Consider the following 17,763-nt stretch of genomic DNA (forward strand, 5'->3'; position numbering starts at 1 on the left):
CGGGCTGGCATTTTTGTTTTCGGGCACACGTCGGTCGGTGTGCCGATTCAAGCGTCCGACGATTGCTGGCCGCGTGCTTGAGCGCGCCCCTTCCACATGCCACCGCGACCGCGCCAGTGCTGCAGCGCCGAGTCGAACGTGAAGACGGTATAGAGCGCAGCGACGAGCGGCAGCAGCGGGCCGAAGCTCGACGGCTGCCGATAGAAGCGCAACATCGGCACGTAGGCCAGCGTCATCGCCATCCACGCGAAGAGGCCGAGCCATTGGGCGATGCCCGTGGCAAAGATCGTCATGACCGGCGGCACGATGAACGTGAGCAGTAGCGAGACGAGGGTCCCCGCAAGCAACACCGGTGAATACTGCAACTGCGCGTAGGCCGTGCGCGACACCATCTTGCGAATCTCTCCGAGGTTGTCGTACGGACGCACGCTCAGGGCGCGCTCGGTCAACCCCAGCCAGATCGCGCCTTGCCGCTTGAGCAGGCGTCCCATCGCGCAGTCGTCGATGATCTCGTCGCGAATGGCTTCGATGCCGCCGCCGGCTTCGAGCGAAGCGCCATGGATCAACATGCATCCGCCCGCGGCCGCAGCCATGCGTTTCTTCGGATCGTTGACCCACGCGAACGGGTAAAGCATCTGGAAGAACAGCACGAACGCTGGAATCAGTGTGCGCTCGAACCAGGCGGTGCAGCGCAGCTTCGCCATCAGCGAGACGAGCACGCGGCCATCGCCGACCGCCCGCGTGACCAGTCGGCGTACGTTCTCGGGTAGATGGGCAATGTCGGCGTCGGTGTGCAGGAGGTAGTCGGGGGGATGCCATCGTCGTTCGTGCCCGGATCGCTCGCGAACGCGACCCCTTGACTCACGGCCCACAGCTTGCCGGTCCAGCCGCCGGGCAGGGGCTGGCCGCTGAGCACATCCACGCGGCGCGTGAAGCCGTCGGCCGCCGCCCGCGCGGCGGCTTCGCGCGCGAGATCGGCCGTGCCGTCGCTGCTCTGGTCGTCGACGACCACGATGCGCAGCCGCCCGGCATAGTCCTGGCGGCACAACGATGCCACGACCTGTGCGATCGATTCCGCCTCGTTGCGCGCGGGAATGACCACCGCCACCGACGGCCAGACTTCGGGCACAGGCAGACGGTCTTCATCCAGATCGTCTCGCTCGCGCGCACGCCAGAAGCCGCCTTGCGAGCTGAGCAGGTAGATCCAGATGCCCAGCGAAAGCGCGGCGATCCAGGCCAGAACGGTCATGTCAGATATCCGGCGGAGCCAAACCAGGCGAGCGCGTCCTGCAGGCCCGCAGCGTAGGGACGAGCAGTGTAGCCGAGGTCGCGTTTCGCCTTCTCCGATGAGAAGTACATCTGATACCGCGACATCTTCAAGCCGTCGACCGTGACGAACGGCTCCTTGCCGGTGAAGCGCGCAACGCCTTGCGCCGCCATCGCGAGCGGATAGAGCGGCCAGCGCGGCAGCGCGATCTTCGGAGCGCGGCGCCCCACCATGTCGGCGATGCCCGCGAGCATGTCACGCAGCGGCACGTCGTCGCCGCCAAGAATGTAGCGCTCACCGATGCGGCCGTGCTCCAGGGCGAGCAGATGGCCTTCGGCGCAGTCGTCGACGTGCACGAGGTTAAGACCGGTATCAACGAACGCGGGGATCTTGCCCTGCGCGGCCTCGACGATGATGCGTCCCGTCGGCGTGGGCTTGATGTCGCGCGGTCCGATGGGCGTAGACGGATTGACGATCACGGCGGGCAAGCCGTCGTGGGCGATCATCCGCTCGACCAGACGCTCGGCGGCGACCTTGCTGCGCTTGTACACGCCGATGGTCGTCGCTTCGTCGTTCGGGGAGGTTTCGTCGACGGGGCCGACGGCGTCGTGCACGCGCAGCGTGGCAACGCTGCTGGTGTAGACCACGCGCCCGACGCCCGCGCGCAGCGCGGCTTCCATCACCGTGCGCGTGCCGTCGATATTGGCCCGCATGATGTCGTTGGGGTCTTTCGCCCAGAGACGATAGTCGGCGGCCACGTGGAGCAGGGCATCCACGCCGGCGAGCGCGCGCTGCATCGACGCCGCGTCGCGCATATCGCCTTCCACGACCTCGACAGGAAGATCGGCGAGGTTCGCGCGCGGACTGGTGCCGCGCACCAGCAGGCGAACCTCGTGACCGCGCGTCAGCGCCGCGCGTGCTACCGCGGACCCGACGAACCCGGAGGCGCCGGTGACCAGGACACGCGACGGCATTTAGGCCTTGGCCCGGCGCAACTCGTCGAGCTTGATCTCGACGTGCTTCGAGAACACGAACTCGGCCGGACGCTGCTTGGCGAACGAAACGTCGTCGGCCATCGCGCCGTCCGTGCGGACCCCCTTGAGCGCCACGCCCAGCGCGCGCAACGGATGCGAGAGCGTCTCGTTCACGGCCGTGGCTTCGAAACCGCTGTGCACCATGCAGTCGGCGCACTTCTCGTAGTTGCCCACGCCGTACTTGTCCCAGTCGGTGGTGTCCATCAGTTCCGTGTACGTCTTGGCATAGCCTTCGCCAAGCAGGTAGCACGGACGCTGCCAGCCGAACACGGTGCGCGTCGGGTTGCCCCACGGCGTGCAATGGTACGAACGGTTGCCGGCGAGGAAATCGAGGAACAGGCTCGACTGGCTGAATGTCCAGTTCTTGCCGCCGTTGCCGCGCTTGAGAATGTCGCGGAACAGTTGCTTGGTCTTCGAGCGGTTCAGGAAGTGCTGCTGGTCCGGGGCGCGCTCGTAGGCATAGCCCGGCGACACGGTAATGCCGTCAAGGCCCATTTCCTTCGTGGAATCGAAGAACTTGGCAACCTTTTCCGGGTCGGCGTTGTTGAACAGCGTGCAGTTGATGTTCACGCGGAAGCCACGTGACTTGGCCAGCTTGATGGCGGCCACGGCGCGTTCGTACACGCCATCCTGCGACACCGCGGCGTCGTGCATTTCACGGTCGCCGTCGAGGTGAATCGACCAAACGAAGAACGGGCTCGGCTGATAGTCGTCGATCTTCTTCTCGAGCAGCAGCGCGTTCGTGCACAGATAGACGAACTTCTTGCGCGCGATGATGCCCTTGACGATCTCCGGCATTTCCTTGTGCAGCAGCGGTTCGCCACCGGCAATCGAGACCACCGGCGCGCCGCATTCGTCCACGGCATCGAGCGAGTCCTTGAGCGAGACGCGCTGGTTCAGAATGGGGTCCGGATAGTCGATCTTGCCACAGCCCGAGCAGGCGAGATTGCAGCGGAACAACGGTTCGAGCATCAGCACCAGCGGGTAGCGCTTGTTGCCCTTGAAGCGTTGTTTCATCAGATAGGCGCCAACATACGCCTGTTGCAGGAAGGGGATGGCCACGTTCGGCTCCTGTTCGTATTGCGTTAGCCGGCCAGCGCGTGATGCGCGGCGACCGGCTCGTCTTTGGTCAGTTCCGACGGCAGGCGAAACTGGATGGTTTCCTCGATGCCGTCCATGAGAGTCACTTCGACGGTGTCGATGCGGCGCAGCGCGTCGATCACGTCTTCGACCATGCGTTCGGGCGCGGACGCCCCAGCGGTGATGCCGATGCGGGCCTGGCCGCGCACCCATGCCGGATCGACCTCGGTGCCGTCGGCCACGAGATAGCTCGGCAGCCCCATTTCGGCGCCGATTTCGCGCAGGCGGTTCGAATTCGAGCTGTTCGTCGCACCCACCACGAGCAGCACGTCCACACGCTCGCACAGCTCGCGCACGGCGGTCTGGCGGTTTTGCGTGGCGTAACAGATGTCCTTGGTGTCCGGACCGACGATATCGGTAAAGCGACCTTGCAGCGCCGCAATGATACCCCGAGTCTCGTCGACCGACAGTGTGGTCTGCGTCACATACGAGACCGGCGTGTCGACGGCCAGCGGCAGCGCGTCGACATCGCGCTCGGTCTGCACGAGATGCACGGGGCCGTCGATCTGGCCCATCGTGCCCTCGACTTCCGGGTGCCCGGCGTGGCCGATCAGAATGACGTCACGCCCGGCGGACACGTAGTTCTTGCCTTGCAGGTGCACCTTGGTCACGAGCGGGCAGGTGGCATTGAGCACTCGCAGGCCGCGCGTCTGTGCTTCCTGTTCAACGACGCGCGCCACGCCATGGGCACTGAAAATAGTGACCGCGCCCGCGGGGGCTTCGGACAGCTCGTCGATGAAGCGCGCGCCCTTGGCCTTGAGCGAATCGACCACATGCTTGTTGTGAACGATCTCATGGCGCACGTAGACCGGGGCGCCGTACTTTTCCAGGGCGCGTTCCACGATCTCGATGGCACGTATGACACCCGCACAAAAACCGCGGGGTTGGGCAAGGAAGACTTGCATTCAGCTCTCCGGCTCAGGTCGGCCGGGATGACGGTTCCCATCGAGGTGCATGGCCTGATCGCCATGGCCTCATGGCGCCCGCGGCGCCAGTGCCAATGGCAATTCGCGCGCACCCTTGGGGGGACCGCCGTCCGGTCGTTTGACAAGCGACGATTGTAACCGCCGCCGCCAAATGCTGCTGAGCACTCCCGAGTAGAGAGACGCCAGCGCATATTTCGTAAATGTTGACGAATCGGCGCTTATCTGGATCTGATTTGCGTCGAAGGTGCCGCCAAGTCGCCACGGACGCCCGCGGCCCGGCGGTACCGGACACGTCAGGCGTCGTCACGCAGTTGATTTACTTGCCGAAACGCGCGTTCTTGTCGCGCAGGTAGGTGATCAGGCCGTCGATACCGCCCTGGGCGATGCGCGCCTTGAATTGCGGTTGATACAACTGGATGAGCCATGCGTTGGCCACGTTCTCGCCCATCATGTTGATGTCGTAGATCTTCCACCCCTTGTCCGTTTTGGCCAGACGATAGGCCACCGACAGATTGTCGCCGTTGCCGCTGACCGAGGCGCCCACCACCACGTCGCTGCTGTTCGCCGTGAGTTTGGCCGGCGTGAACTTGAACGCGATCTGGCTACCGCGCACCTGCGAGAGTTGCAGTGCGAAGGTGTTCACGAGCAATTGCTGGAACTGCTCGAAGATCTGCTGCTGCTGCGCCGGGGTGGCCGCATCGAACGCCTTCGAGCCAACGGCGTAACGCGTGGTCCGATGGAAATCGGTATAGGGCAGGAAGTCGCGGGCCACGACACGGGCGGTGGCGGCGACATCGCCGTCGCGGGCTGCCGCGTCGGCTTTGGCCGCCTTGACGACGGTCTCGACCGCCGTCTTCACCATGTCGTTCGGATTGTTGCTGCTTGCCTGTGCCCAGGCGCCAGAGGCGAGGCCGATGCCGCTGAATGCGACGGCCGAGAGTGCCGTCACCAGAAATTTGTTCATACCGTCTTCGTGGATTTCAATCGGGTTGGCCGTAGTGTAGTTCACGCGGCCTTGTATACTGCTGCGATTTCGTCAATTCACCGTTTCCTTGTCTTCCATGAGCTGATCGACGGACTTCGTCTGCGATTGGTTCCCCGGTATCGCTTGATACATTGCGTTTCGTGGCCTTTTAGAGCGCGGCGGCCGGGGCGGGGGACCTCGATTCTCTTCCGGAACCGCTACATGCTGACGTCGCTCGTCGTGCGCATCGTCCGTTTTTCGGCGAAGCACGCGTATCTGGTCATTTTCGCTTCGCTACTGCTCGTGATGGCGAGTTGCGTGTACGTCGCCAAGCACTTCGCGATCAACACCGATATCTCGGGCCTGATCGATCTGAATACACCCGCCGCCGAGCGCGGTCGTGCCATCGATCGCGCTTTCCCGCAGAAGACAGACCTCACCTTGGCCGTAGTGCAGGCCCCGGCGGCCGAGTTCGCCGACCGGGCCGCCGCCGAGCTGGCCGCGAAGCTGGTGACCGAGACCGACGTGTTCCGGGCGGTGAGCCGTCCCGGCTCGGGGGCGTTCTTTGCGCACAACGCGCTGCTCTTCGCGCCGCTCGACGACGTGAAGTCGCTCACGGGCAAGCTCGATGACGCCAAGCCCCTGCTCAACCGTCTGGCGCAGGACCCTAGCCTGACCGGTTTGTCGAACCTGCTGTCGGTCACGCTGCAAACGCCGCTCCTCAGCGGACAAGTCAAGCTGCCGGAAATGGCCAACCTGCTCGGGGATGCGGCCGAGACGACCGAGGCGGTGCTTGCCGGGCGTCCGGCGGCCATGTCGTGGCGAGCGCTCGTCGCGCCCGACACCGTGGCCCGCAGCTACGTCCAGGTGCAGCCGAAGGTGGACTACGCGGCCCTCGAAGCCGGGGCGAATGCCGCGACGCGCATTCGCGCGGCGGTGGCCGACCTGAAGCTGGGTGAGCGCTATGGCGCGACGGTGCGTTTGACGGGCCCGCGCCCGCTGTCCGACGAGGAGTTCGCCTCCGTGCGTCAGGACGCTGGTCCGAACGCGGTCGTCACGCTGCTCGCCGTGCTGGTCGTACTGTGGCTGGCGGTGCGCTCGGGCAAGATGATTATTGCGGTGTTCATCACGCTGCTGGCCGGGCTGGCCGTCACGTTTGCGCTCGGATTGATGATGGTCGGCGCGCTCAACATGATTTCGGTCGCGTTCGCGGTTCTGTTCGTTGGCATTGGGGTGGACTTCGGTATTCAGTTCGGCGTGCGCTATCGCGAGGAGCGCCATCGCCTGGACCATCGGCCGGGAGCGTCGGGCGACGAAGCACTCCACGGCGCGCTCACGAGTGCGGGCCGGGCAATTGCGATGCCGCTGTCGCTGGCCGCCGCCGCCACGGCCGCGAGTTTCTTCTCGTTTCTGCCGACCGATTATCGCGGCGTGTCCGAACTCGGATTGATCGCAGGCGTGGGCATCCTGTGCGTGGCATTCCCGTCGGCCATCACCTTGTTGCCGGCGCTCATCAGTGTGTTCAAGCCGAAGGGCGAACCGAGTCCGCCGGGCTTTCGCAGCCTCGGTCCGGTCGACGAATTCACCGAGAAGCACCGCAAGCCGTTGCTGTACGGCACGCTCGCCCTCGTGGTCGCGGGCCTGCCGCTGCTCGCCCATTTGCACTTCGACTTCAACCCGTTGCATCTGAAGGATCCGAACACCGAGTCGATGGCGACGCTGAGGGATCTGGCCAATTCGCCGGAGGCCGGGGTCAACGACGTGCAACTGCTCGCCCCGACGCTCGCCGCCGCCGACGCCGACGCCGCGAAGCTGCGCGCCGTGCCTGAAGTCGGCCGCGTGGTCACGCTCACGACATTCCTGCCGGCAGAGCAGCCCGCCAAGCTTGCGTTGATCGGCACGGCGGCCGAATCGTTGCTGCCGGTGCTTTCGCAAACGCCGCTGGCACCGGTAGCCGATGCGGCGCGCGTGTCGGCGCTCAAGACGGCCGCCGGTCAGTTGGAGGACGCCGCGCTCGATCATCCGGGCGACGGCGCAAAGCCGGCGCAGCGCCTGGCCGCTGCGTTGCGCAAGCTCGCCGCGGCCGACGCCGCGACACGCGATCGCGCGGATCGGGCAATCGCCGAGCCCTTGAAACTCGCGCTCGGTCAGTTGCGCGATGCCCTGCAGCCGCATGCCGTGACGCGTGAGTCGCTGCCCGAGGACATCACCTCGCAATGGGTGGCGGCCGATGGGCGCGCACTCGTGAACATCTCGCCGCGCGTGGCGAAGGGCGCGGATCCGAGTGACGACGCCATGCTGCGCAAGTTCAGTGCCGCCGTGCTGGCGACCACGCCGGACGCCGTAGGGGGACCGATCTCGATCCTGCGCTCGGCCGACACGATCATTCGCGCGTTCATCGAGGCGGGGGCGCTGGCGTTGCTTTCGATCACCTTGCTGCTATGGTTGGCGCTGCGCAACTTTGGCGACGTGCTGCGCACGCTGGTGCCGCTGCTGGTCTCGGCGGGCGTCACGCTCGAACTCAGCGTGCTGATTGGCCTGCCGCTGAACTTTGCGAACATCATCGCACTGCCATTGCTGCTGGGCGTGGGCGTGGCGTTCAAGATCTACTATGTGATCGCATGGCGTCACGGGCAGACGCGGCTGCTCGCATCGGGTCTGACGCAGGCGATCGTGCTGTCGGCCGCGACCACGGGCATCGCCTTCGGCAGCCTGTGGCTGTCGCATCACCCGGGCACGTCGAGCATGGGCAAGCTGCTGGCGCTCTCGCTCGTCTGCACGCTGATCGGCGCCGTGTTCTTCCAGCCGGTGCTCATGGGCAAGCCGCGCAAGAAGCCGGCGCCGCCGCCAACAACCTGACGGCAGCGACGCAAGGAAAAACGGCACCGAAAGGTGCCGTTTGTCGTTTTGGATGCGCTAAATCGGATGCGCTGAACCGAGCGGGATAAACCGCCGCACTCAGGTCGCCGACGGCACCGCCTCGACCTTGCCGCCGAGACGCTCGGCCAGCGCCCGGCGAATCGATGCCGCGATGCCCGGGGCGTCGAGCCCGACCGACGCGAGTTGCTGCGCGGGCGTGCCCTGATCGATGTAGGTGTCCGGCAAGCCCAATTGCAGCAGTGGGACTTGCACGCCATTGGCATTGAGCGCCTCGACACAGGCCGTGCCCGCACCGCCCATCACCGCGCCCTCTTCGAGCGTGACGACGAGGTCGTGCGTGCGCGCCATGTCAAGCAGCGTCGCGTCGTCGAGCGGCTTGACGAAGCGCATGTTGACGACACTCGCGTCGAACTCGTGGGCCACCTGTTCCGCCGGTGCGACCATCGAGCCGAACGCCAGCATCGCCACGCGACGGCCTGCCGGGGCGGCGCTTCGACGCCGTATCTGGGCCCGGCCCACGGGCAGCGTCGACAACCCCGATTCGATCGTTACGCCGGGACCGGTGCCACGCGGATAACGCACGGCACTCGGGCCGTCGATTCCGAGCGCCGTCTGCAACATCCGACGGCATTCGTTTTCGTCCGCGGGGGCCATCACCACCATGTTCGGGATGCAGCGCAGATAGGCGATGTCATACGCGCCCGCATGGGTGGCGCCATCCGCGCCGACCAGGCCGCCGCGATCGATCGCGAAGACGACCGGCAGGTTCTGCAAGGCCACATCGTGGATCAACTGATCGTAGGCACGTTGCAGGAACGTCGAATAGATGGCCACGACGGGCTTGAGCCCTTCGGTCGCCAATCCCCCTGCGAAGGTCACCGCATGTTGCTCGGCGATGCCGACGTCATAGTAGCGCTCGGGGAAGCGCTGCTCGAACGCGACGAGGCCGGAGCCTTCGCGCATGGCCGGTGTGATGCCGATGACACGCGGGTCGGCGGCCGCCGCATCGCACATCCATTCGCCAAAGATCTGCGTATAGGTCTTGGCCGAGACAGTGCCCGGTGCGGCCGGCCGAATGCCTTCGCTCGGATTGAACTTGCCGGGGCCGTGATAGAGAACCGGATCGGCCTCGGCGAGCTTGTAGCCGCGTCCCTTGCGCGTGACGACGTGCAGGAACTGCGGCCCCCTGAGCGCCTTGATGTTCTCGAGCGCGGGAATCAGCGCGTCGAGATCGTGGCCGTCGATGGGGCCCAGGTAATTGAAGCCGAACTCCTCGAACATCGTGCCCGTGGGGGAAACGAGGGCCTTGGCGTGCTCTTCGAGCTTGTGGGCCAGCTCGCGCATCGGCGCGGGCGCGTTGCGCAGCAACTGGCGCACGCTCTCCTTGCCCGCCGAGTAGAACTGCCCGGACATCAGCCGCGTGAGGTACTGATTGAGCGCGCCGACCGGGGCGAGATCGACATGTCGTTGTCGTTGAGCACGACGAGGAAGGGCAGGTCGTCGTGGACGCCCGCGTTGTTCAGGGCCTCGAACGCTTCGCCCGCCGTCATCGCGCCGTCACCGATCACGGCAATGGCGTGACGCTTCTCGCCCTTGACCCGGCTGGCCAGTGCCATGCCGAGTGCCGCCGAAATCGACGTGCTCGAATGCGCCGTGCCGAACGTGTCGTAAGGCGATTCGTCGCGCTTCGGAAAGCCCGACAGTCCGTGCCATTGCCGCAGCGTTGGCATCGCCCCACGGCGCCCGGTGAGGATTTTGTGCGGATAGGTCTGGTGTCCCACATCCCAAACGATGCGATCGTTGGGCGTGTCGAAGACATAGTGCAGCGCGATCGTCAGTTCGACCGTGCCCAGGTTCGACGACAGATGGCCGCCGGTGCGCGAAACGCTATCGAGCACACAGGCGCGCAATTCGTCGGCCACGCGGCGCAAGTCGGCGCGCGAGAGCGCACGCAGGTCGGCAGGGGAGGAGACGCTGGCGAGCAATTCGGTCATGGTCAAAGGTTCGTTCCCGCGCTCACTTCACCAGCCGGGCGAAGGACGCCAGCAGGCGGTCGATGTCGGCGGCCGTGAGGTTGCCCATCGTCGAGATGCGGAACAATTCCTTCGACAGTCCGCCTTGGCCGGCGTAGATCACAAAGCCGTCGGCCTTGAGCCAGTCGTGCAGGCGCGGATAGTCGACCCCGGTGGGCAGCTTGTAGGCCCGCAGCACCACGGACGACTCGCCCGGCGGCAGTGCACTGTCGATGCCCAGTGCGGCCAGACCGGCGCGCACCTGCTCGGCGAGCGCGCCGTAATGGGCGTGACGTGCTTGCCACCCCCCGGCGTCGTCGAGTTCGCGCAGCGCTTCCACGAGCGCGTAGTAGGCATGCACCGACGGCGTAAACGGCGTGTTGCGCTCGGCCTGAAGCTTCGCCAGACGCGCGATGTCGAGGTAATACGTGCGGCTCGCGGCCTTGGCGAGGGCGTCCTTGCGCACCATCACGAACGACACGCCCGGCACGCCATGCACGCACTTGTTCGCGGTGGCGGCCACGGCCACGATACCGGAATCGTTGAAGTCGAGGGCTTCGGCGGCAAAGCTGCTCACGCCGTCGACCAGCAGGCCGATGCCGCGCTCACGGCATGCACCGGCGAGACCGGTCAGATCGTTCAGGCGGCCCGTCGTCGTCTCGTGGTGGATGATCGACACGTGGGTGTACGGACGATCGCCCGCAGTGTCGAGCTTGTCGACGATCTGCGCCAGGTCCGGCGCTTGCATCCACTCGAAATGGATGACGTCGTGATCGATGCGGTATTGCTTGGCGATCTGAGAGATGCGCTCGCCATACACGCCGTTCTCGACGATCAGCAGGCGGCCACCTTCCGGCACGAGCCCTGCCGTCATGCTCTCGACGGCGGCGGTGCCCGAGCCGGTCATCAGCACCGGCGTCCACACGGCCGGATCGAGGCCATACACGGCGACCAGACGCGCGCGCGCCTCATCCTGCAGGTCGAAGAATTCGGGCTCGCGGTGGCACAGATCGGGTTGCAGCAAGCTCTTGCGGACACGCTCGGTCAGCGTAACAGGGCCCGGATTCAGTAACAGCATGGCGAAGGTTCCTCGGCAGTTTTTTTGAAAGGGGGGACGCTCAGGCAGAAGTCTGCGCGCGTTGTGCAATGTGGTCCATCAAGCGCGACTTGACCGCTTCGGGCGTGACTTTCGGGCGTGGCAGCCCGTCAGGCGTTCCCGGACGCGTGCTCAGACAAGCGAAGCGCGGGCCGTCGTTCAGGCGGGCGGCGGGGGCGTCGAACAAGGCTTCGATGACGTCCAGCGTGTCGCCTTCGAGCGCGAGCGCGTAGCCGCTGGCCGCCGCGACGCCCGCGAACGAGACCGTTGGCGAGACCGTGGCCTGTGCGCCGGTCGAGTCGTGCGACGCGTTGTCGAGCAGCAGATGCACGAGATTCGACGGGCCGTAAGCGCCCAACGTCGCGAACGCGCCCATGCGCATCAGCGCGGCGCCGTCGCCGTCGAGCGCGACCACGCGCAGGTCGGGACGCGACAACGCGAGGCCCAGGGCCAATGTCGTTACGCATCCCATCGACCCGACCATGTAGAGCTGGTTGGCGCGGTCGTCGAGCGCGTAGAGTTCGCGTCCGCAAAAGCCGGTCGACGCGAGCACGACGGTGCCTTCGAGCGGCGTCCGGGCGATGATGCGCGCCAGGGCGTCGCGACGCGTGGGCAACTCGGCCGGCGTGACGTCTCGCATGAGCGATACCGGGGCGGGTTGCGCCGGACGCGCGGGGCGCTCGGCCGGTTGTAGCGGGAAGGGTGCGACGCTGCCCTTTTGCATCACGAGCGCATAGGGGCGACCGGTCTCGTCCATGTGATGAACGGCACGCGCCAGCGCCGGCGCAATGGCCTCGGGTTCGGTCGGGAACAACTCCCAGGGGACTTCCATCAGGTCGAGCATCGCGGGCGTGATCGGGCCCATGAGCGCGTGTTGCGGCTCATCGGTAATGCCCGGCTGACCGCGCCACGTCACGATCAGCAACTGCGGCAGTCGGAAGGTCCACGTGAGCGAGGTCAGCGGGCTCACGGCGTTGCCCAGGCCCGAGTTCTGCATCATCGTGACCGCGCGAGCGCCATGGCCTTCACCGAGCGTCGCCCCGGCGGCGATGGCGACCGCGTCGCCTTCGTTGGCGGCCGACAGGTAGTGCAGCGTCGGATCCTGCAGCACATAGTTGATGAACGGCGTGAGGAACGAGCACGGCACACCGGTGTACCACGTGAAGCCGTGCTGGCGTGCGGCTTCGACGAACTGTCCGGCCTCAATCATGCGGGGTCTCCGTCGCGGCGCCGCCCAACGGCGTCTGGCCATGCGCGAAGTCGGCCGCGTGGCGGAATTCGTCCATGTCGTTCACCCCGCGCCAGTGGCCGTGCACGTATTGCACTTCGATGCTGGCGCCGTCGGCGGCGAGGGCGTTGATCAGGTCGGGCATGCCGAGCCGGTCGAAGTCCGCGCGGGCCTGCAGGGCCGCGAAGACGCGCAGCAACCGCGCGCGGGCGTCATCGCCTCGCACCCCCAGCAAGCCGATCCAGCGGCCATTGGGCGCACGCCCGGCGTGCGCAGCGTCGGGGCTGATCGTCTCCAGCAGTACGCGCTGGCCGAACAGGCCGCGATCGTCGCCGGCTGAACAATAGGCGAAGTCGCGCACGCTGGCGTTGGCCGCCTGCGCGGTTGTTGTCGCCGTTGAGTCGACCGCCACCGTGAAGTCGGCCTCGCTCTCGACCAGATCGCGCACGATGTAGCTGCGGAACAGCAGGTCGCCGTACGACACGACCGTGTCGTGCGCGAAGGCGTTCGCCACGCGCGCGAGCGAAGCAAGTTCGCCGGTCTCGGCGTAACGCTCGTTGATCGCGAGCGTGATGCCCGCCGTGTCGATCGCGTCGGCGCGATAGCCGCCCACGACGGTGATGTCGTTCACGTTCTGCTTCTTGAAGCCGTCGACGAGCCAACGCAGCAACGGCTTGCCCGCCACGGGAAGCATCACCTTCGGGCGGTCGGTCGTCACGCTCTCGAGGTTCTTGCCACGGCTCGCGGCCAGCACGATCGCCGAGCGCGGCCCGTTCGCGGCCGACAGGTAGCGGTCCTCGGCTTCGCTGTATTCGGCGGTGTCCTGCAGGCGGAAGATCTCGTCGACGGTCGCGATGCGGTCTTCGACGTTGACGAGCGTCTCGCTGCGGTGGATCTCGGCCGCCACGGCCTGCATGGCCGACGTGGCCGAGCGAATCAGGTGATTCGCCCAGATGGCGACGCTGATGCCCGCTTCGCGAAACACGTCGGTCGGCGTGCTGTAGTACTTGGTCGGCACGATCACGAGCGGGCAGCGGCGGCCCCACTCCCGGGCGAACTGCACGATCTCGTCGGCACGGCTCAGCTTGCTGTGAATCAGGATGGCGTCCGCCCCCGCCTGGCGATAGGCTTCGGCGCGGCGCAGCGCCTCTTCCATGCCCCAGCCGGCGATCAGCGCTTCAACGCGCGCCACGATGGAGAAGTCGTCGTCGGCCTGCGAGTCTTTGCCGGCCTTGATCTTGCCGCAGAACTCGTCGATATCGGCGAGTGGCTGGCGTTCGCCGCCGATGAAGCTGTTGGTCTTCGGAAAGACCTTGTCTTCGATGCACACGCCGGCCACGCCGCGTTGCTCGAGCTTGCGCACGAGGCGGCGCATGTTGTTGAAGTTGCCGTAGCCGGTGTCGCCGTCGAGCAGGATGGGCAACTGGCTGGCGTCGGCCATGAATTCGAGGTTGTCGACCACCTGCGTCCAACTCGCCTCGTTGTTGTCGCGCACGCCGAACTGCGCCGAAATCGCGAGTCCGGACGCCCAGATGCCCTTGAAACCGGCTTCGCGCACGATGCGCGCGGACAGGCCGTTGTGGGCTTCCATCAGGAATTCGAGCTGCGGGCTGCGCAGCATGTCGCGCAGTTGCGACGCACGGGTCGCGACCGGCGGAGGAGCGAATGTGTCGGGCGCGTTCATTCGGACACCATCGTGAGCGGTTCGAGTTGTGGCAGCACCTGGTCGGCGGCGCGCTTCACATCTTCAGGGTAGTCGATTTCGATCCAGGGGAAGCCGGTGACGTCGGCTGTTTCAAATTGCGCGCCGCGCTCGAGCAGCAAATCGCGCACGGCTTCCTCGTGCGGCAGCTTGGCACGACCCGATTCGACATAATCGCGCGTGATTTCCGCAAGGCGCGTGGCCGTCGCTTCGTTGAACCGGAAGAAGCCAACCGATTCGCCGACGGTGTCGTAGTCGAGACCGACCATGACCTGCTTGCGCAACTCGACCGGCACTCCGTTGCGCAGGCACAGCTTGACCGGCTCGTCGCCGACCTCGAAGTCGCGGTCGATGAGCAGGCGGTTTGCCGTCTTGCCCGCGACCAGGGCGTTGAAGATACGTTGGTCGTAGAGCACGTCGGCATCCATGACGAGTACGTCCCCTCCCGCTGTCATGGCGTCGGCGGCGGTGTGCAGCGTCAGCACGCTGCCCAGATGAAACTCGGAATTGAGACGGATCTGCGGCCGCGGCGTCCAGTTCAGCCGCTCGATGGCCTCGCTCACTTGCTCGTGATGGAAGCCGAGCGCCAACACGACGTCGGTGATGCCGGCCGCGGCCAGCATGCGCAAGTGGCGCTCCAGCAACGACATACCGTCGAACTCGAGCAGGCACTTGGGCGACTGCCTGTCTTCCGGCTGGAGCAAACGCAGGCCCATGCCTGCTGCGAGAATGATGGCCCGCATGGTCGATATCCTTCTTTAAAGCGGTGCGGTATCGGTGGCGGCAGGCAGCGACGCGCTGTCTTGCGCGGCCCGCTGGCGGCGCCAGCCGCGTTCGGAGAAATGCAGATAGACGAGGCCGGGCACGCCGAGCAGCAGCTCGCGCGTACGCTTGGCCAGCGAGAGGGCCAGCCCGGTGTCGGCCGGTAGACCCACGAGCGGGGCGAGCAGCAGGTACCCGCCTTCCTGCACGCCGAGTGAGCCCGGCACGAAGAACGCGGCGCCGCGAATGGCCTGCCCGAGGCTTTCGAGCAGCAGGGCGTCGACCCAGCTTACCGGGTACCCGATGCACTGCAGAATCAACCAGACCTCCCCGGTGCCGACGATCCAGCCCACGAGACTGAGCGAGAAGCTTGCGAGCACCTCACGGCGCTGGCCGTACATGCGTTGCACGATGTCGTCGACGGCGTCGGCCCGGTCGAGCAGCGACGACCAGTCGCGCTTGGACGACAGCTTCGAGAGCAGGCGAAACGCCCAGCCGAAGAGGCCGCGCCGCTGCGCCGCGTAAAACGCATAGAGCAGAGCGGAGATAAGCGCGGTGGCGAGCAGCATCGGCAGCCATAGGCTGTCATCGGAGCGGTGCGTGGCGCTGATGCCGAAAACGGCCAGTCCCAGGAGCGCAAACACAATCTGCGCCACGGCTTGCAGCGTCGTACTGACCGTGATGGCCGCCGCGGCTTCGCGCCCGGCCATTCCGCGCTGCTTCATCTGGCGCACCATCGCGATCGGCCCGCCGATCTGTCCGGCGGGCAACAGGCTGTTGACCGACTCGCCCACCCAGCGGGTGAGCGTGGCGCGGCGCAGCGAGCACGATTTGGCGATCAGCACCTGGATGGCGGCGGCGTCGAGCAGCAACGGCACGAGGTGAAACGCGGCGACAGGCAGGAGGCCCCAGCCGGCGACGGCCAGCGTGGACATCACCGATCCCGTGCCCTGCCAGATCAACAGGGCGACGAAAAGGGCGAAGCCAAGGGTGAGAGAGACGATGGCAGTCCGGTTCATTTAGCGTTTCGTCCGTCCCAATAGCTGACGAAACACTTGCCGGAATCCAAAATAGGCGACCGCGTCTTTCATGTTCGAGATGAAGCGCTGCCACGCGCCCATGCGCGCGTCGGTCACGTACTCGAACGTGAGCGAGATGCGCTCCTCGTTCTCGCCGAGCGGTGTGATGCGGTGATGCAGTTTGTCGCCGTCGAAGAACACCAGCGCGCCGGGCGGATACGCGACGGCACCATCGACTTGCGGCACGCCGGGGTTGCGCGTGTGAAGACGGTATTCGAGCAGGCAGCTCGATTGATCCACTACACCCAGCAACAGCGTGTAGCGGCGGCCCTTGTAGTAGGACGTGTCGTAATGCCAGCCGATGTGATCGCCAGGACGCGTGTAGTAGTAAAGCGCATAGGCGTGCGGGTCGTCCTGCGGCGACGGCAGCAGCTTCTCGCCAGCCAGACGCTCCAGGAAGCGCATCAGCGCCGGCGAGCGGTACAACTCGACCACGAACGGGGCGTGCTCGTCGAGCGTGTGGCGGCTCACGCTGCCCCCCTGCTTGTGACCGGGCAGGTAGTTACGGTTCACGTTCGGTGTCACCGCGCGGGCGGCAGCGATCAACGGTTGCATGACGGCGTCGGGCAGGAACGTCTCGAGATAGACGAAGGCGTCCTGCGATTTGAATTCGCGCGTGAGCGCGTCGACGTCGATGACGTCCAGCGCCCGTTCGATGTCGGCATCTGCCGTGAAAGCCGTGCGCGCTGGCGGCGCGGCCGGCTCCGCAGCGCCTGCCGGGGCGGCAGCCGACCGTTGGAGCGCATCGCTCATCTCCACCGGCAGCGGGCGGCGCATTGCGCGCACGTAGTCGACGATGACCAGCAGCGCGAAGAGCGGCGCGCCGATGGCAGCGGCGATCAGGAAGCCGCGCGTGCCGTCGAACAGCGTGACGATCGGCATCAGGTAAAGCACGTCTTCCGTCTCGAACCCGCCGACGCGCGCTTGTGTCGTGCCGGCCTTGCCGACACGTTCCTCGATGCGCATGCGCAGGAAGAAGATCAGGGCGACGGCAACCCCGGCCATCCAGCCGAGCACCGAGGCAGACAGCGGCAGAGGCACTGCATATTGCCCCGGGGCACCGGCCGCCACGCCCATGCCGATACCGCCAAACAGCAGCACCGTGACGAAGGCGTCGGACGCGAGATCGTAGAAGTGACCGAGACGGCTCGTCTTGCCGCTGACGCGCGCCAGTTCGCCATCCGTATGATCGATGAAGTTCGACAGGACGAGCAGCACGGCGCCCAGGTTGGCCATCGCATAGCCGCCCTGCGCGAATGCCCACGCGCAGGCGAGGCCGACGATCAGGCGCAGCGTCGTGAGGTGGTTCGGCGTGACCCGCGTGTCGACCAGCGGCGTCACCATCCAGCGCGCAAGCCGCGCATCGTATTGGCGCGGGCGCGGTGGCACCGGGCGTGCGGTGTTGCTTGCGGCTGGCGCAACATCCGGCGCCGGAATAGTTCTCGGTATCGTTTCCATGAGGGGGAAATATATACCCATAAGGCGGTACCGTGCAGCGCAGGCGAATCGCTGGTCCGACCGCGACAACCATGGCGATTCAGGACACCGACGCGTGCGCAATGCTTGCACTGCGCCTGCGTGCCGCGCGTTGCGCGCGTCTCGCCGAATGCGTTTTCGATACTTGCCATCACCGGCGCAGTTTGATTGTGATTATATTCCGCAATACCTCATTT

General features: G+C 66.0%; 11 protein-coding genes and 3 pseudogenes. 1 reads left to right on the forward strand and 13 read right to left on the reverse strand.

All coding sequences use genetic code 11. The annotated features are described in order from the left end of the window. Window positions 1-47 precede the first annotated feature (47 nt). The 5 genes and pseudogenes from DRB87_RS06630 to DRB87_RS06650 all read right to left on the reverse strand — a co-directional run bounded on the left by DRB87_RS06630 (window position 48) and on the right by DRB87_RS06650 (window position 5,331). A pseudogene (locus tag DRB87_RS06630) lies at window positions 48-1,249 on the reverse strand (glycosyltransferase). Further along, window positions 1,246-2,241: a hopanoid-associated sugar epimerase gene (hpnA, locus tag DRB87_RS06635; protein WP_130025323.1), complete on the reverse strand. Its 996-nt coding sequence runs from the start codon at window positions 2,239-2,241 to the stop codon at window positions 1,246-1,248. Before hpnA ends, DRB87_RS06630 begins: the two are co-directional and overlap by 4 nt. After that, window positions 2,242-3,363, reverse strand: a complete 1,122-nt coding sequence (gene hpnH, locus DRB87_RS06640; protein ID WP_130025324.1) for an adenosyl-hopene transferase HpnH — start codon at window positions 3,361-3,363, stop codon at window positions 2,242-2,244. It abuts the gene before it with no gap. A 23-nt stretch (window positions 3,364-3,386) separates the two neighbouring features. Further along, window positions 3,387-4,346 carry a 4-hydroxy-3-methylbut-2-enyl diphosphate reductase gene (gene ispH / locus DRB87_RS06645; RefSeq protein WP_017235476.1) on the reverse strand — a complete coding sequence of 320 codons (960 nt, stop codon included), beginning with the start codon at window positions 4,344-4,346 and terminating at the stop codon, window positions 3,387-3,389. Between the two features lie 337 nt (window positions 4,347-4,683). Then, the gene (locus DRB87_RS06650; RefSeq protein ID WP_026132272.1) at window positions 4,684-5,331 is read right to left on the reverse strand and encodes a phospholipid-binding protein MlaC; all 648 of its coding nucleotides are present in this window, start codon (window positions 5,329-5,331) and stop codon (window positions 4,684-4,686) included. A gap of 222 nt (window positions 5,332-5,553) precedes the next feature. Here DRB87_RS06650 and DRB87_RS06655 point away from each other — a divergent pair, with 222 nt between their 5' ends. After that, window positions 5,554-8,190 (forward strand): MMPL family transporter, encoded by a 2,637-nt coding sequence (locus DRB87_RS06655; RefSeq protein ID WP_130025325.1) that lies wholly within the window; start codon window positions 5,554-5,556, stop codon window positions 8,188-8,190. A gap of 99 nt (window positions 8,191-8,289) precedes the next feature. Here the strand turns inward: DRB87_RS06655 and dxs are convergent. From dxs to DRB87_RS24155, 8 genes and pseudogenes are all read right to left on the reverse strand, one after another. After that, a pseudogene (gene dxs / locus DRB87_RS06660) lies at window positions 8,290-10,205 on the reverse strand (1-deoxy-D-xylulose-5-phosphate synthase). 22 nt (window positions 10,206-10,227) lie between these two features. After that, window positions 10,228-11,301: a 2-aminoethylphosphonate aminotransferase gene (locus DRB87_RS06665; protein ID WP_130025326.1), complete on the reverse strand. Its 1,074-nt coding sequence runs from the start codon at window positions 11,299-11,301 to the stop codon at window positions 10,228-10,230. A 40-nt stretch (window positions 11,302-11,341) separates the two neighbouring features. Then, complete coding sequence (gene aepY / locus DRB87_RS06670; RefSeq protein ID WP_130025327.1) at window positions 11,342-12,529, reverse strand: phosphonopyruvate decarboxylase; 1,188 nt, start codon at window positions 12,527-12,529, stop codon at window positions 11,342-11,344. Then, window positions 12,522-14,231, reverse strand: coding sequence for a phosphoenolpyruvate mutase (gene aepX / locus DRB87_RS06675; RefSeq protein ID WP_130025328.1), 1,710 nt, complete (start codon window positions 14,229-14,231; stop codon window positions 12,522-12,524). The genes aepY and aepX overlap by 8 nt, the downstream gene beginning before the upstream one ends. Next, window positions 14,228-14,992, reverse strand: a complete 765-nt coding sequence (locus DRB87_RS06680) for an NTP transferase domain-containing protein (RefSeq protein ID WP_130025329.1) — start codon at window positions 14,990-14,992, stop codon at window positions 14,228-14,230. The genes aepX and DRB87_RS06680 overlap by 4 nt, the downstream gene beginning before the upstream one ends. Before the next feature lie 15 nt (window positions 14,993-15,007). Then, window positions 15,008-16,030: a flippase-like domain-containing protein gene (locus tag DRB87_RS06685; protein ID WP_130025330.1), complete on the reverse strand. Its 1,023-nt coding sequence runs from the start codon at window positions 16,028-16,030 to the stop codon at window positions 15,008-15,010. Beyond that, window positions 16,031-16,843 (reverse strand): 2OG-Fe(II) oxygenase, encoded by an 813-nt coding sequence (locus DRB87_RS06690; RefSeq protein WP_370363943.1) that lies wholly within the window; start codon window positions 16,841-16,843, stop codon window positions 16,031-16,033. It abuts the gene before it with no gap. A gap of 237 nt (window positions 16,844-17,080) precedes the next feature. Then, window positions 17,081-17,569, reverse strand: a pseudogene (locus DRB87_RS24155) (CDP-alcohol phosphatidyltransferase family protein); the annotation flags it as partial. Window positions 17,570-17,763 lie beyond the last annotated feature (194 nt).

Source organism: Pandoraea sp. XY-2 (genome assembly GCF_004193915.1).
Lineage (GTDB): Bacteria > Pseudomonadota > Gammaproteobacteria > Burkholderiales > Burkholderiaceae > Pandoraea > Pandoraea cepalis.

Excerpts from the sequence above, each read along its gene's own strand:
- hpnA (WP_130025323.1), bottom strand. The coding sequence starts at position 2,241 with ATGCCGTCGCGTGTCCTGGTCACCGGCGCCTCCGGGTTCGTCGGGTCC.
- ispH (WP_017235476.1), bottom strand. The coding sequence starts at position 4,346 with ATGCAAGTCTTCCTTGCCCAACCCCGCGGTTTTTGTGCGGGTGTCATA.
- DRB87_RS06650 (WP_026132272.1), bottom strand. The coding sequence starts at position 5,331 with ATGAACAAATTTCTGGTGACGGCACTCTCGGCCGTCGCATTCAGCGGC.
- DRB87_RS06655 (WP_130025325.1), top strand. The coding sequence starts at position 5,554 with ATGCTGACGTCGCTCGTCGTGCGCATCGTCCGTTTTTCGGCGAAGCAC.
- DRB87_RS06665 (WP_130025326.1), bottom strand. The coding sequence starts at position 11,301 with ATGCTGTTACTGAATCCGGGCCCTGTTACGCTGACCGAGCGTGTCCGC.
- aepY (WP_130025327.1), bottom strand. The coding sequence starts at position 12,529 with ATGATTGAGGCCGGACAGTTCGTCGAAGCCGCACGCCAGCACGGCTTC.
- aepX (WP_130025328.1), bottom strand. The coding sequence starts at position 14,231 with ATGAACGCGCCCGACACATTCGCTCCTCCGCCGGTCGCGACCCGTGCG.
- DRB87_RS06680 (WP_130025329.1), bottom strand. The coding sequence starts at position 14,992 with ATGCGGGCCATCATTCTCGCAGCAGGCATGGGCCTGCGTTTGCTCCAG.
- DRB87_RS06685 (WP_130025330.1), bottom strand. The coding sequence starts at position 16,030 with ATGAACCGGACTGCCATCGTCTCTCTCACCCTTGGCTTCGCCCTTTTC.
- DRB87_RS06690 (WP_370363943.1), bottom strand. The coding sequence starts at position 16,843 with ATGAGCGATGCGCTCCAACGGTCGGCTGCCGCCCCGGCAGGCGCTGCG.